Origin of the sequence: Nodularia sp. UHCC 0506 (assembly GCF_034931045.1) — a bacterium.
Lineage (GTDB): Bacteria > Cyanobacteriota > Cyanobacteriia > Cyanobacteriales > Nostocaceae > Nodularia.
Map to the genome: position 1 here is coordinate 134702 of NZ_JAYGHH010000009.1, position 14907 is coordinate 149608.

At 41.1% G+C, this 14907-nt stretch carries 11 protein-coding genes; 6 read left to right on the forward strand and 5 right to left on the reverse strand.

The window, feature by feature from the left end; translation table 11 throughout:
- Window positions 1–120 precede the first annotated feature (120 nt).
- From VB654_RS08845 to VB654_RS08855, 3 genes are all read left to right on the forward strand, one after another.
- Complete coding sequence (locus VB654_RS08845) at window positions 121–285, forward strand: hypothetical protein (protein ID WP_323213344.1); 165 nt, start codon at window positions 121–123, stop codon at window positions 283–285.
- 691 nt (window positions 286–976) lie between these two features.
- Window positions 977–1147: a hypothetical protein gene (locus VB654_RS08850; RefSeq protein ID WP_323213345.1), complete on the forward strand. Its 171-nt coding sequence runs from the start codon at window positions 977–979 to the stop codon at window positions 1145–1147.
- A gap of 279 nt (window positions 1148–1426) precedes the next feature.
- On the forward strand, window positions 1427–3580 hold the full coding sequence (locus VB654_RS08855; protein WP_323213346.1) for a peptidase domain-containing ABC transporter: 2154 nt from the start codon (window positions 1427–1429) through the stop codon (window positions 3578–3580).
- A gap of 106 nt (window positions 3581–3686) precedes the next feature.
- Here the strand turns inward: VB654_RS08855 and trpE are convergent, their stop codons facing one another.
- From trpE to VB654_RS08870, 3 genes are all read right to left on the reverse strand, one after another.
- The gene (gene trpE / locus VB654_RS08860) at window positions 3687–5201 is read right to left on the reverse strand and encodes an anthranilate synthase component I (protein ID WP_323213347.1); all 1515 of its coding nucleotides are present in this window, start codon (window positions 5199–5201) and stop codon (window positions 3687–3689) included.
- A gap of 224 nt (window positions 5202–5425) precedes the next feature.
- Window positions 5426–5851 (reverse strand): photosystem I reaction center subunit II PsaD, encoded by a 426-nt coding sequence (locus VB654_RS08865; protein ID WP_323213348.1) that lies wholly within the window; start codon window positions 5849–5851, stop codon window positions 5426–5428.
- Window positions 5852–6001: 150 nt separating this feature from the next.
- Window positions 6002–8014, reverse strand: a complete 2013-nt coding sequence (locus VB654_RS08870) for a DICT sensory domain-containing protein (RefSeq protein ID WP_323213349.1) — start codon at window positions 8012–8014, stop codon at window positions 6002–6004.
- Between the two features lie 1055 nt (window positions 8015–9069).
- On the opposite strand from VB654_RS08870, the gene VB654_RS08875 reads away from it, so the two are divergent.
- Together VB654_RS08875 and VB654_RS08880 are read left to right on the forward strand one after the other, a co-directional pair.
- Window positions 9070–11295, forward strand: coding sequence for an amylo-alpha-1,6-glucosidase (locus tag VB654_RS08875; RefSeq protein ID WP_323213350.1), 2226 nt, complete (start codon window positions 9070–9072; stop codon window positions 11293–11295).
- Between the two features lie 105 nt (window positions 11296–11400).
- Window positions 11401–11889, forward strand: coding sequence for a DUF29 domain-containing protein (locus VB654_RS08880; protein ID WP_323213351.1), 489 nt, complete (start codon window positions 11401–11403; stop codon window positions 11887–11889).
- Window positions 11890–11946: 57 nt separating this feature from the next.
- Here the strand turns inward: VB654_RS08880 and VB654_RS08885 are convergent, their stop codons facing one another.
- Entirely contained in the window at window positions 11947–12267 is a 321-nt protein-coding gene (locus VB654_RS08885; RefSeq protein ID WP_323213352.1) for a DUF2973 domain-containing protein, read from the reverse strand.
- A gap of 261 nt (window positions 12268–12528) precedes the next feature.
- The gene (locus VB654_RS08890; protein WP_323213353.1) at window positions 12529–12846 is read right to left on the reverse strand and encodes a DUF2605 domain-containing protein; all 318 of its coding nucleotides are present in this window, start codon (window positions 12844–12846) and stop codon (window positions 12529–12531) included.
- A gap of 537 nt (window positions 12847–13383) precedes the next feature.
- On the opposite strand from VB654_RS08890, the gene thrS reads away from it, so the two are divergent.
- The coding region (gene thrS / locus VB654_RS08895; protein ID WP_323213354.1) for a threonine--tRNA ligase at window positions 13384–14907 on the forward strand (1524 nt) is incomplete at its 3' end.

Sequence of the window (14907 nt, forward strand, 5' to 3'; positions counted from 1 at the left end):
GGTATTCATTTTGTCTCAATGTTAGTTGTTCCTCAAATAATTGAAGTTATATTTGAATCAAAAGCTTCTAGCTTTTAAGCAGTTGCTTTAAAAAATCAACTACCTTATGAGGTTATACCGATGTCTAAAACTAAAACAGAAAACAACAAACCATCTAAATACCAAGAACTCAATGACCTTGAGTTAGAGGTTGTCTGCGGTGGTAGTGGCCTAGGAACTTGGGGTCTGGAGAACGATAACGGTCATGCTCGAGAAACCATTAATATTAAGTCAGAAGTTGCCTAGCATTGAATAGTTACTGACTGAAGAAAGGCAGAAGACCAAAAGTAAAATATCAAGTCAAGACTAAATAAATTCAAAGAAATCAATTAGTGGGTTTAACTACTTGCTAGTTGGTTCTTCCATATAAATATATAGTATTTAATAAACGAGCGTCTAGTACAAGTTGGCGTAAATAAACAGACCATTCAAAATCGATGAAAAGCCCATTTTATAAGCTTTTTGACTTTTGACTTTTGACTTTTGACTTCCGCCCTGCGGTACTAGTGTTCTCGCAGATTAACCAAACAGCAGCAAGCATTTTGTTGGGTTTTACTTCTTGCAACTCAATCTACTGTAAAGTGTAGGTTTCAAGGGGCTTGTCAGTCAACCAGACAAAAAACAATCATTTTAACGTGAATTTGTTTAGCGCAGCGTGACGACGTAGCAGTCATTGAACCTCTCCCACGCGGATAGGGGCATTCTAGCCACTCATTAGCAACATAAAATTAAGCTTTTAAGCTTCTCCCCGTTGCGGGGAGAGGTTTGGAGAGGGGTCAAATGATTTTCGTCGAACTCGCGTCATTTTGTCTCAATCAGTATTCATTTTGTCTCAATGTTAGTTGTTCCTCGAATAATTCAAGTTATATTTGACTCAAAAGTTTCTAGCTTTTCAGCAGTTGCTTTAAAAAATCAACTACCTTATGAGGTTATACCGATGTCTAAAATTAAAAAAGAAAACAACAAACCCTCTAAATACCAAGAACTCAATGACCTTGAGTTAGAAGTTGTCTGCGGTGGTATTGAGAGGAACCTTTACGACTGTAATATTCTTTGTAGCACTAATTCTACATCAGAAATCATTAACATTAAATCTGAAGCTGCCTAGCATTGAATAGTTACTGATTAGAAGTCAACTAAGTAACTCAAGAGAATTAATTGCCTGCTACCATTCCCCAGGGTGACTGACAGACAAATATCTCAGCTTTGAAAAGTAGGTAATTAATTGAGTGCAGGTACTTACAAAGTCGCAAACCAATAAATGCCAAAAAATCAATTAGCGGGTTTAATAACTCGCTAGTTGATTTTCTCATACAAATATATAGTGTTCATGGGAATTTAGAACATCTGGTAATGAACGATTAGCCATCGCAATTAAGAATACTCCATGAAATATCAATGGGTTAGACAGCAGAGTGGGGAAGATTGTGCAGCAGCGAGTTTGGCGATTGTTGCCAAGCATTATGGGCGCAATCTGAGAATTAACCGGATTCGGGAAGTGGTGGGAACTCAGCGAGGCGGGACAACCATGCTGGGGTTGAAGTATGGAGCGCAAGAATTAGGCTTTATCCCTACTGCTATCAAAGCTGCACCAGATATTTTAGACGAACTCGATGAATTTAATCTTCCTGGGATTATCTTTTGGAAAGGCTACCATTATGTAGTTTTGTACGGGAAAGAAGGGGATAAATACGTTATTTCTGACCCGGCTATGGGGATTCGTCACCTAGAACGTCAAGAGATAATTGAGGGTTGGCAAGGCTTTATGATGCTGTTGTTAGAACCAGATCCTGTTCGTTTTTCTGCTCAAGTAGACGAAGAGCCAATTCATCCCTTTGATAATTTAATTAAGCGGTTGTGGTCGTTTCGAGGGATTTTAGGGAAGTTGTTACCCCTAAATTTAGCCGTTGGGTTACTAGCATTAGCCAATCCCCTCCTGCTAAAGTACCTCACCGATAGTATTTTAGTTGAGGGAGCAGTAGATCAATTAACCTTAGTTGCCCTTGGTGTAATTTTTCTCTCAATCATCAACAGTTTTTTGACATTATTACAATCAAATTTTGTCGTATCCTTTGCCGAAGAACTACAAAAAGGACTGAAGCTCGAATTTGGGCAGCAGGTTCTGCACTTACCTTTGTCTTTCCATGAAGCTCGTCTCAGTGGCACGGCTATTCGTCGTCTCTCGGATATTCAACGCATCAATGCTTTAGTTTCTCAACTGGTGATTGACTTACCCATCAAGGTTTTTACGGGTTTAGTGGCGGTAAGTTTTGTTGTGGTTTATAGCTGGCAACTGGCTCTAGTTGTCCTAGCAATTGGCGGGGCAATGACTCTATCTACTCTTGCTTTTCAAAAGACCATTCGCCAGACTACGAATCGTTCCTTTAGTGTGGCAGGAGAAAATGCAGGATTATTAGCCGAGTCATTTAATGGTGCATTAACTGTCAAAACCACAGCCACTGCACCCTATCTATGGCAGGAAATCCAACATCGCTTTCACCAAGAATTTAAGTTAAACTTCCGCACGGCTCAAATTCGCATTGTTAATAATGTTTTCTCTCAATCGGTGGCGGGAGTTGGGACAGTAGTTTTACTTTGGTATGGCAGTAGGCTGGTGTTTGCTGAACAGTTAACCATCGGTGAATTAATTGCTATCTACGGCTTACAACAAAGTTTTTTGGTTTTAACTAGCACTTTAGTTAAATTTGTCAGTGACTGGACACAGGTAAAGGCGATTACCCAATTGTTGGCAGAATTGTTTGAATATACTCCAGAAAATCAAGGAGATGAGTTGAAGCAATCTGTTACCCTTGACCCCCAAGCCGATATAAAATGCTGTAACCTTAATTTTCACTATCCTGGGCGGGTAAAGTTACTAGAAGACCTTTCTGTTACTATTCCAGGGGGCAAGGTAGTGGCTTTAATTGGGAAGTCGGGTTGTGGTAAAAGTACCTTAGCCAAAATCCTCACAGGACTGTATCCTTTACCATCTGGTGAGATTGCTTTTGGAGAATATCGTTTGCAAGATTTACCCCTCGATTGTTTGCGTCAACAGGTGGTACTCGTACCTCAAGATGGCTTCTTTTTTCATCGCTCAATTGTTGATAACTTCCGTTTAGGTGCGCCAGATATTACTTTTGAGCAGATTGTTTCGGCTTGTAAAATTGCTCACGCCCATGAGTTTATCAGCCAATTTCCTGAACAATATGACACCGTTTTAGGAGCAGTTGCAGCCAATATTTCGGGAGGACAAAAACAACGTTTGGCGATCGCTAGAGCTATTGTTAACAACCCTCCGATTCTGGTTTTGGACGAATCCACCGCCAATCTTGATCCGGTGACTGAAGCTGAAGTGTTAAAAAGTTTATTATACCATCGTCAGGGAAGAACCACTATTTTAATTAGTCATCGTCCTAAAGTCATCGGTTGTGCCGATGCGATTATTCTTTTAGAGCAGGGACAGTTAGAGTTTCAGGGTTCACTTAAAGATTTCCGTTCCCAGATAGGAAACCATTTGGAATTCCTCATTAGTAATTGTTAATAGTCAGCAATTCAGTGTCAGACATTTGGATTGTCTGTAATATATCGTCTGAAATCACAACGCTCATAGTTTCATTGCCTAATTAACGCCTCTAACTCAGCATACATCACTGTAAACAACGAATTGCTATCAACAAACCTCTAGCCTTATTCAAAGTCTCTTCATATTCCTTTTCCGGTTCAGAATCAGCCACCAAACCTGCACCAGCTTGGACAGTTACAGTATTATTCTGCAATACCATTGTGCGAATGGCGATCGCACTATTTAATTGTCCTTCAAAATCGTAATAACCATAGACACCAGAATAAACACCCCGACGACTCGGTTCTAACTCATTGATAATTTCCATCGCCCGAATTTTAGGCGCACCACTCACCGTCCCCGCAGGGAAACAAGCCTTGAGTAAATCCCAAGCAGTCTTATCTGGTGCTAACTTACCCACCACATTACTCACAATGTGCATGACATGAGAATAACGCTCAACGATCATTAATTCATCAACTTTGACACTACCACTTTCACAAACCCGCCCCAAATCATTCCGCCCTAAATCAACCAACATCACGTGTTCCGCAGTTTCCTTGGGGTCTTGGAGTAAATCCTCTGCGAAAGCTTCATCCTCCTTCGTGGTTTTACCCCGTGGACGTGTACCCGCAATGGGGCGGACTGTGGCTAATATCCCACCATCTGCATCCCGTTCGGCTTTGACCATCACCTCTGGACTGGAACCGATAATTTGCCAATCTTGGAAGTTAAAGAAAGCCATGTAAGGCGAAGGATTTATCTGGCGCAGGGAACGATAAAGGGCGAAGGGGTCGCCTGTATATTCTGTTGATAAACGCTGGGAAATTACTACTTGGAAAATATCGCCAGCTTTAATATATTCTTTAGCCTTTTCCACACTGGCGCAAAATTCTGGGCGAGTGAAGTTACTGGTATATTCCTCTATTCCCCCGACATTCTGCGTTCCTGGGGGAGTCCATTCTAAAATAGTTTTTTGCGGTGATACTGGTAAAGATAACTTACACAACATCTGAGTAACGCGATCGCACGCTTGTTCATACGCCTGTTGCAAATTCACTTCTGGGTTACGTAAATCTGCGTAAGCGATCGCCCAAATTTTCCGCTTCACCTGGTCAAAAATCAGCAGGTGGTCTACCTGCATCCATAATCCGTCAGGAATATTACGCTCATCAGGTGAATGAATTGGCACACGTGGCTCAATCCAACGAATCAATTCATAGCCCCAAAATCCAAACAATCCCCCAATTCCTGGCGGTAGTTGAGGTAAAGTCACTGGTTTAAAAGGTTCCAGACACTCCGCTAAAGCTGTAAAGGGGTCGCCTGTAAATACAGATTGGGAACCGTCTCGATGTGTCTGGGTTGTGGTGTCACCCTGAGCTGATAAAATCCATAGCGGATTGCAACCGAGTAAACTATAACGTCCGATTTTTTCCCCACCTTCCACCGATTCCAGCAAAAAACTATAAGGCTGACCAGCACAAACTTTATACCAAGCTGACACAGGTGTATCTAGGTCTGCTATCCATTCCTGATATACCGGGACAAAATTACCTTGTAAAGCTAGCTGCGAAAAATCAGAAAAATCGGGGAACATCATAGAATTTAGGAAATGGGGGAATAGGGAATGGGGAATGGGGAATGGGGAATGGGGAATTGGACATTAAAATCTGTCCCCTTCCTGATTCACTACACCCTACTCCCTACTCCCCAACACCTAGTACAGCACGGCGTAAATAGGTATACTATTTCCAAAAGTTCAAAATCCCCAAAAGCCTTTTGACTTTTGATTTTTGACTTTTGATTCCACGGCGGTACTAGCGTCTAAACGTCAGCATCGTGGGTAGCTTTACCACTAAACTTAAGTTTTGCGGGACTAGGGTTTTCCCCAATGCTGCGAGGTACATGACGTACTTTTTCGCGTCCTGCATTAACTTTTTCTGGGAAGACACCATCAGCCGGGTGAATAAAAGTGGTTTCTCCAGAGGGTAGAATCCGGTAAATTTTGTAATCTGTGATTTTGAACTTCCGGAGTTGACCGCCCAATGCAATACCATGTTCTTTACGAGCTATGTATAGCAGGTTTTCGCCTTTGAGCATAGTGGCCGAACCACCTGTAGGCATTTCAAAAACTTGCTCTTTGGGGCTTGTCCAAGTGATCGCGTACTTTTCTTCTTCTTTTGCTTTGGTCAGCAACCCGCCAGTGCTACCACCAAATAGCGGAGTTTGTCCAGAAAGTGTTTCTGCCATAAAGGTGTCTCTCTCTCAACGTTTTTAGGGCATCCTAACACTGCCAACAGGATCATGTTGCGATCGCGTCATAGACTGTAACAGTTTTTAGTCATTGGTCATTAGTGATCAATACTCAGAAATTCTGAATTACGAATTACGAATTACGAATTACGAATTACTCTTGACTTTTAGTCGCTTCTCTTCATGACTGATTTGAGCGATAGGAACAGTGAAATGAAACTGGCTACCTTGGTCTTTACCATTGGATTCTGCCCAAATTTCACCACCCCAGCCAGTGACTATTTGACGGCTAATTGCCAATCCCAAGCCCGTCCCGCCAGTTGTCCGCCGCAATGCTCCTTCTTCTTGATAAAAGCGGTCAAACACGATTTCTAGACGATTGGGTTCAATACCACGTCCAGTATCAGCCACAATCACCTCTACCATCTGATTGCTGTTTTGGGTGGCTGTAATTATAATCTTGCCTTCAGGTAGTGTAAATTTACAGGCGTTATCGATCAGTTTGGCGATTACCTCCACTAGCCAATCTCCATCAGCCCTCACTAAAGGTAGATTTTCGGCAATTTCAGTTTTGACTTGGGGGGGTTTCTCGGCTGAGGAACGGGTGCGAAGTCGGCTGAGGGCTAAATCCACACATTCTTGTAAAGTCAGGGATTCTGGATGCCATTCTACTCTGCCGCTTTCTAAGTTAGACAGGGTGAGGAAATCTTGCACTAGTTTCCGCATTCGTTCTGAGTCGGAAAGTGCAGTACTCAACATTACTTGCTGCAACTCTAAAGGCATATCCGGTTCAGTCGCCAGACTCTCTAAGCACACCTGAATTGTTGATAGGGGCGTGCGGAGTTCGTGTCCTGTAATGGCGATTAAGTTGCTGCGGGTGCGGTCTAGGGCTTCTAACTGCTGGTTGAGGTCTTCTAGGTTGGCGTAGGACTCGGCTTGAATTAACGCTGCGCCCATTTGGGTGGCGATCGCCTTCACCAAATCTAATTCTCCTGGTTGCCATTCGTGGGGCGGTACACTGCAATAATGCAATTCTACTATGCCTAACAATCGTCCTTGAAATAAGACTGGTTCAATTAACCAAGAGCGAATGGCAAATTTTTGGGCAATTGCGGATAGTTTTTTGGATTTGGTAACACGAGGATCACTCAGCGTATCAGCAACACAAACGCCCTCACCGTTTTGGATTGCTTCTTGAAATAAATGATTTTCTTCTAATTGCCAACTTTGCCCACCCACAGGTAAAATCCCAGGAATCAAAAACTCATGTTTAATCTGTGCCTGGGCATCTGTAACTTGGGCGCGATAGATTAAACAACGACTAGCCCCTAAGTGTTGTCCTAGTTCTTGTGCAGCTACTTGTAGGACTTCGTGGGGGTCAAGCGATCGCCTAATGGCTGTACTAATAGAGTTGACTAAACGCTCTTTTCGTGCTTGGGCAGTAATCGAACGATAGGCTTTATGCAATTTATACTGGCTAGCTTGCAGATAAGTCACCAAGCGCTGCACAAAGGGGTCAGTATCAATATCACAAGCAAATTCAGTAATTGGTTGTGCTGGGGAATATTTTCTAGTTTCCCCAATCCCAAACCTCTGGCGAGCCTGTTTAATTTTGTCTCCCAGGTCTGGTCTATAAACCAAAATCCTGTTTAATAGCAAATCAGCCGCTTTCAGACTCACTCCCCGCTCTGATGTCCAGATTCCCTCAAACCTCCGCGCCGTGTCCATATCGAGACTAGGAGTAAATTCTGGTAGCTGCTGGTTTTTGGCAATGGAACCCAGGCTTTCCCGGCACACTAAGCAAGTAGCATAGTTATCAGCCACTACCACCAAATGCCATTCTTGACTTAAGGCATCTTCTGGCTCAAAGGCTATCTTTTCATAATATTCCGAACTGTTGGCAAAGTCTGTTTCTGGTGCGGATAAGACGTATATTTGATTACTACGCAGAGCCAAACGCTGATAGCGATGAGCTTCTTGGCGATAGTATCGCTCTCGTTGGAAGCTAGCAATTACCAAAGGCTGCTCCAAAGTTGCAGCCAAAACCTGATCTTCCATCGCGTGGGAAAGGGCTGTAAGTGAAGCCTTGAAGTATAGCTGGGGTCGCAGGTAAGTTATAGATTGTAGCAGATCACTCAGCACGGAAGACGAAATGCTCATGAATATCGTTAAAGAAAAGCCCAATCACAAAAAAGATTCAAGTCATAGCTGCATTGTACAAATTACAACGGACTCTCAAGTGCAGCAGACAGTTGAAATATGTAAAGAATCTTGAACAACACTCTTCACAAAGGTAGTGACGGTGGTGGCAAAATTTCCAGAACTAGATTAATAAAACATAGTACATTCATTGGTCTATATCTGGAATATGGAAGTGTTTTACTACATTTGTTTTGATATTTATTTTGAAGTTGTTTTTGTTTCATTTGTTGGCAACATCACATTTAAAACTATAGACTACTAAGCCCAATATACATTCAACAGGCAGCTTTACTATCAAGTTTCGCTACCGTGTATTTACCTAAAATCGCCCATGAAGGCAAAATCAGCCCGTTACAAATGCTTTTATTCGCTAATTTTATCAACTTTTGGCAAATAATATTTGAGTATCTATACTTTGCTAATTTTATGGCATTTTCTCATTGGCTAAATTCCAATTTATTGACGTTAGTTCATTTCTTTTTAATTTTATACTTGCAATTAATTTAACCTCTACAAATATATGATTTACTTTGAATGCCACAATGGAAAAATTTCATCAAATAAGTGGTAATAATAATTATAAATCCAATGTTTGCAGCTTTTATACTTTAATTTAATAATTATGATTATCTATTTAATTGCAGCAATTATTTACAAAAAGCTGTTTAATTAGATACAAAAATTATTCAACCAATTTTATAGGATTGCTGGACTTCATAGTTAAACAAAATTATCAGTATTTGCAACTTTAGCATCTTGGCTAAGTATTCTCTTTCCATGAGGTCTGAGAAGGTTTAGAGTTAGATAAATTAGCTGAAAATCACCATTTTTCCGCCTTGACTTTAAATATAGAAAATATAATCTGGTAAAGATTTATGATCAATTTTTTTGTCTGGATTTTGTTGAAAATTTGTGCATCTTAAATTTAATCATAAAACACTGAAACCTCCTGTTAAAAGCACTTTCACCTGTTTGCCTCATTGATATATACCTGGAAAAAGGAACTTGCGCTCATGACACCGGATACACTCACGACCCCAGAAACATTTTCTCTAGATGGCAAAACTTTTACTCCCGCAGCACAATTACCTATACCGGAATGGCCTTGTGTTGTCAGCGAAAGACCACAGCCAACTCTCACGGTTAAAGATGATGATTTATTTTTAGTGACAGATACAATGGGGAACATTTCTGGCTGTTCCTTAAAAGATGGAAACCCCAATGTGGGACTTTTTTGCGCCGACACCAGATTTCTCAGTCGTCTAGAGTTGCAAATTGCCGGGCGATCGCCTATTCTTTTGAGCAGTACTGCTGAAAAAGGTTTTTCCATTTCCGTTTTATGTACTAACCCGAATATTGACGAACAATTAAAGGCTGAAACTATCGGTATTCGTCGAGAACTTGTCCTCAATGGGGCGCTATTTGAAGAAATTGAAATATCTAATTACAGCACCACAAATGTTAGCTTTGCATTAAGTATCAGCTTCGATGCCGATTTTGTGGATTTATTTGAAGTTCGTGGTGCTAAGAGAGAACAACGGGGTAGACTTTTACGTTCAGTAGAATCCACAAATCAAGAATCCTTAACCTTAGCTTATCAAGGTTTGGATGGCTTATTAATGGAATCTCGTATCCAATTTCAGTATCGCCAACCAGACGATTTCCAAGGTTATACAGCTATTTGGCAGTTGGAGTTAGCTTCTCACGAAACCCAAAAGCTTGGTTATAGAGTCAATATGTTGACCAACAATCAACCAAGTTCTAAAGTCAGTGCAGCTTTCACTTTAGTACAAGCCAAAGCTGCTGAGTTGATGGAAGAGCAACAATGGATACAGCAAATTACACAAATTAGATCAGATAAAAGTCTCTTTAATCGTGTAATTGAGCGTGCTGAACAAGATATGTATTTGTTGCGTCAGTCTTTTGGAAAGTATAAGACTGTTTCCGCCGGTGTTCCTTGGTTTTCAGCGTTATTTGGCAGAGATTCATTAATTACAGCCTCTCAAACTCTGATGCTAAATCCTCAAATTGCTCAAGAAACCTTGATGATATTAGCGTCATACCAAGGTAAAACAGAGGATGATTGGCGCGAAGAAGAACCAGGGAAAATTTTACACGAGTTACGGTTTGGGGAAATGGCGCGGTGTGAAGAAATTCCCCATACACCATACTACGGCACTGTTGATGCAACTCCCCTGTGGTTGATGTTGTATGCTGAATATTACGCTTGGACTCACGATCAAGAAACTCTAGAGAAGCTGTGGCCAAATGCTTTAGCAGCGATGGAATGGATTGACCGTCATCTCCAACACAGTAGTTATTTGACTTATTACTGTAAATCTCGACGGGGTTTGGCTAACCAAGGATGGAAAGATTCTGGCGACTGCATTGTAGACCATAAGGGTGAGTTAGCCACTGGTCCCATTGCTTTGAGCGAGGTACAAGCTTATGTTTATGCAGCCAAAATTCAACTAGCAGAAGTTGCTAAGATGAAGAAGCGGCTAGACTTAGCAGAACGTTGGCTAGATGAGGCGAGACACCTGAAGGTGCGTTTTAATCAAGATTTTTGGATTAAAGACCAAGATTTCTGCGCTTTGGCTTTGGATGGCGATGGTAAACCAGTGGAAAGTATTACATCTAATCCTGGTCACTGTTTGAATTTAGGAATTTTCACACCGGAAAAGGCCTACAGTGTGGCGGAACGGTTGCGCGCGCCAGATATGTTTAATGGTTGGGGGATTCGGACTTTGAGCAGTTTGTCACCAGCGTATAATCCCATGGGTTATCACATTGGTTCGGTTTGGCCTCATGATAATTCTCTCATTGCAATGGGATTGCGATCGCTCGGTTTAATTGATCAAGCTTTAGAAGTCTTCCAAGGTTTGTTTGATATGACTAGTCAACAACCATATCAACGTCCTCCAGAACTTTTCTGCGGTTATGAACGCAATGGAGACCATGCGCCTGTACAGTATCCAGTAGCTTGTACACCACAAGCTTGGGCGACTGGTACTATATTTCAACTGCTGCAAATGGTAGTTAATTTAGTCCCTGATGCTCAAAATAATTGCTTACGAATTATTCATCCGACTTTACCAGAATCAATTAATTCTCTATCACTCCATAATTTGAAAGTAGGCGCTACTATCCTAGATTTAGAGTTTGAGCGCTCTGGAAGTACAACAGCTTGTCGCGTTGTGAAAAAACGGGGTAATCTACGGGTGGTGATTGAAGCGTAATCAGGGGATTTTATAGGGGTGTATAAATAAACCCCTATCTCACGCACCAGGCGCAGAGAGTCAGAATTGAGCATTTCTCAAAAAGAGTAGGAGTAGAGCTAGTTTATGGTGACACCAATAATACAACCAGCAACTCAAACCTTATATGACCAAGATTATTATCTGTGGGTGAGGACAACTATCAACCAACTTCGCACGGGACAGTTTGCTGCGGTTGATTTAGATAATTTGTTAGAAGAATTAGAAAATATGGGGAGAAGTCAGAAGCGCGCAATTAAAAGTTTATTGATTAAGCTTCTGGAACATCTACTAAAACTTAAGTGTTGGGATACCGAGAGAGAACGTAATCAAGGACATTGGAAAGGGGAAATTAGGACATTCCGCAGACAGATAACAGATGAACTTAAAGATAGTCCTAGTTTAAAACCTTATATTTTAGAAATATTCGATCAATGTTATCAAGAAGCGAGAAAAGAAGCAAGCGATCGCTCTCAACTGATGATCGACCTATTTCCCCTCATACCCATTGGTTCCTTAGAACAAATCTTAGACGAAAATTGGTTTCCCGAATATGAAGCTAATATTCAGCAATAATAGGGGTTCATGACTAAACCCCCAATACTACAAATACCAAATTATGAATTTCAAAAATTAAGCCTCTTCTTGACGGTCGATTTTCTGTCCTGGAGAAGATTCATAAAGAGCATCTAACTGTTGACGAGCATCCTCAACGTTGACTGAACGCATTACTAACAAAGGTTCTTTAATTAAATTACCCGCGTTATCTAATAATTCTGGGTGAGGAATAAATTGTTTTCTGGAAGAGACATAGCCTTGATTATCTGTTGATGAATATTTACCGGGATAAACACGCTCCCGATCAAAACTGAACATAATCAAGTTGCGAATTAAATTAGCTACGGCTAAAACAGCCAGAATTGTAAAAGCCAGAATGTAAAGTAGGTGTAACATCGGATTTTCCTCTAAGAGCAGCAAGTTTTAAAACTTTATTCGGTGGCCGTTTGCTTCGCCTATATTATGAGAGTCGGCAAAGATAAATATTTCACGCACCATTGATGCGCTTATACTTGTTATGGAAAAATTTGTTAATCTATTCAAACTAAAGTAGCATGGGATACATTATTTATTAATAAAAATAATGTTAAGGATTTTGAATCTTTAATGCGACTTGTAAAGCCAATCAGACTGCAAAAAATCGACCAAGGCGTACTCTTAAACTTCTAGTGACTGACGAAAGCGCATTGATACATTCCAGCATTCTGTTACCAATCTGTGCCAGGGCATTAAGGTGGTCATCTCAATACCGACTTGTCCATCCGTGGCGGTAAATAGCATTTTTGCGGCGTTTAGCTCCTCTTGCGCTTGCTTGATTCGCAAAAGTAAATCTGATTGCTCTTCTTGACTCATAAATGAGAGTTGCCCGGTTTCTAACAATTCGCGCGATCGCGCAAACCAATAATTAAAATCCTCCAGCAGAGGTTCTAATACCGTTTTCAGCATCTCAGCCCCTGGTATATTCGAGTCTCGCATAAATAAAAAGTATATTTCTAACTTCCCCTAAAATATTAACATTTTTTACAATTTTTAACATTATTCTAGACTCTCTCCTCAGATAGATTGTGGAAAAATCTGTAGTAATGATTACGAAATAGATTAAAATTATAATTACCGTAAGGTTTATTTAAAATTTAAAATAGATAAACAAGCTGTACAGACATTTAACGCAAAAATCTTGCTGGCAGGGCGTTAGCGTAGCTCACCGTATGTATAGCCAGGCAATTTTGCATAATTCCCTAGTATGGGTCTGAGTCCTTAGCACTCATCTGCTGCGGTTTATGAGAATAAGCATTAATTCCAGAGAAATATTAAAGTCAACTTGGCAGTAATGAAAGCCAGTAAACTCGTTATATTTGAAGCAGACTGAAGAGTGCTGAATTAAGAGTTAAGAGTTAAGAGTTAAGAGTAAGTTTCTTTCCCCTGCTCCCTCCCCCTCTGCCTCTTCCCAGTCCTTGGTAGATTTTTCACAGCTTCAACAACTAAAATTATATTTTTGCAATCACTTCGCTCATGGTTCAGCAACCGATGTCGCCAAATTCAAATCTCAGTCCATCAGAACAACCCGAAAAAATTTATTTACCACGTACCAGCGAATCGGAAACATTAAAGCAGATTCGCCACACAGCTTCCCACGTAATGGCAATGGCGGTACAAAAGCTGTTTCCTAAAGCGCAAGTTACAATCGGTCCTTGGATTGAAAACGGTTTTTACTACGACTTCGATAGTCCAGAACCATTTAGCGAAAATGATTTGAAAGCCATTAAGAAAGAGATGGTGAAGATTATTAATCGCAAATTGCCGGTAATTCGGGAAGAAGTCAGCCGAGGAGAGGCCGAAGCTAGGATTTCGGCCATTCAGGAACCTTACAAACTCGAAATCCTGGGAGATATTAAACAAGAACCGATCACAATTTATCATCTGGGCAATGAATGGTGGGATTTGTGTGCCGGGCCTCATGTAGAAAATACCAGCCTATTGAATCCTAAAGCTATTGAATTAGAAAGTGTGGCTGGAGCTTATTGGCGTGGGGATGAAACCAAGGCACAGTTACAACGCATCTATGCGACTGCGTGGGAAAGTCCAGAACAACTGGCTGAGTATAAGCGGCGCAAAGAAGAAGCGCTACGAAGAGACCACCGTAAACTCGGTAAGGAACTGGGATTATTTATATTTTCCGAGCAAGTGGGTCCGGGTTTACCCTTGTGGACTCCTAAAGGTACTTTGTTGCGGAGTGTGTTAGAAGATTTTCTGAAGAAAGAACAGCTTAAACGGGGTTATTTACCTGTAGTAACACCGCATATTGCGAGAGTGGATTTATTTAAAACTTCTGGACATTGGCAGAAGTACAAGGAAGATATGTTTCCTTTGATGTCGGATGATGAGGAAGCCGCAGCTTTAGAGCAGGGTTTTGTCCTCAAGCCGATGAATTGTCCCTTCCATATCCAAATATACAAGAGTGAGTTACGTTCTTACCGGGAATTACCAATTAGATTTGCGGAATTTGGTACTGTTTACCGCTATGAACAATCAGGAGAATTGGGTGGTTTAACCAGAGTGCGCGGTTTTACTGTAGATGATTCCCACCTGTTTGTGACTCCTGAACAGCTAGACAGTGAATTTCTCAACGTGGTGGACTTGATTTTGTCGGTGTTTAAGAGTCTGCAACTGAAGAATTTTAAAGCTAGACTCAGTTTCCGTGATCCAGCCAGTGATAAGTATATTGGTTCTAATGAAGTTTGGGATAAAGCCGAAGGTGCAATTCGCCGCGCTGTAGAAAAGTTGGGAATGAATTACTTTGAAGGGATTGGGGAAGCGGCGTTTTATGGACCTAAACTAGATTTTATCTTTAGTGATGCTTTAGAACGGGAATGGCAATTAGGAACTGTTCAGGTAGATTACAACTTACCAGAACGCTTTGATTTGGAATATGTGGCTGAAGATGGTTCCCGCCAACGTCCTGTAATGATTCACCGCGCGCCGTTTGGTTCTCTAGAACGGTTGATTGGGATTTTGATTGAAGAGTATGCTGGTGAT

Excerpts from the sequence above, each read along its gene's own strand:
- VB654_RS08885 (WP_323213352.1), bottom strand. The coding sequence starts at position 12,267 with ATGTTACACCTACTTTACATTCTGGCTTTTACAATTCTGGCTGTTTTA.
- trpE (WP_323213347.1), bottom strand. The coding sequence starts at position 5,201 with ATGATGTTCCCCGATTTTTCTGATTTTTCGCAGCTAGCTTTACAAGGT.
- VB654_RS08855 (WP_323213346.1), top strand. The coding sequence starts at position 1,427 with ATGAAATATCAATGGGTTAGACAGCAGAGTGGGGAAGATTGTGCAGCA.
- VB654_RS08850 (WP_323213345.1), top strand. The coding sequence starts at position 977 with ATGTCTAAAATTAAAAAAGAAAACAACAAACCCTCTAAATACCAAGAA.
- VB654_RS08880 (WP_323213351.1), top strand. The coding sequence starts at position 11,401 with ATGGTGACACCAATAATACAACCAGCAACTCAAACCTTATATGACCAA.
- VB654_RS08870 (WP_323213349.1), bottom strand. The coding sequence starts at position 8,014 with ATGAGCATTTCGTCTTCCGTGCTGAGTGATCTGCTACAATCTATAACT.
- VB654_RS08865 (WP_323213348.1), bottom strand. The coding sequence starts at position 5,851 with ATGGCAGAAACACTTTCTGGACAAACTCCGCTATTTGGTGGTAGCACT.
- VB654_RS08890 (WP_323213353.1), bottom strand. The coding sequence starts at position 12,846 with ATGCGAGACTCGAATATACCAGGGGCTGAGATGCTGAAAACGGTATTA.
- VB654_RS08845 (WP_323213344.1), top strand. The coding sequence starts at position 121 with ATGTCTAAAACTAAAACAGAAAACAACAAACCATCTAAATACCAAGAA.
- VB654_RS08875 (WP_323213350.1), top strand. The coding sequence starts at position 9,070 with ATGACACCGGATACACTCACGACCCCAGAAACATTTTCTCTAGATGGC.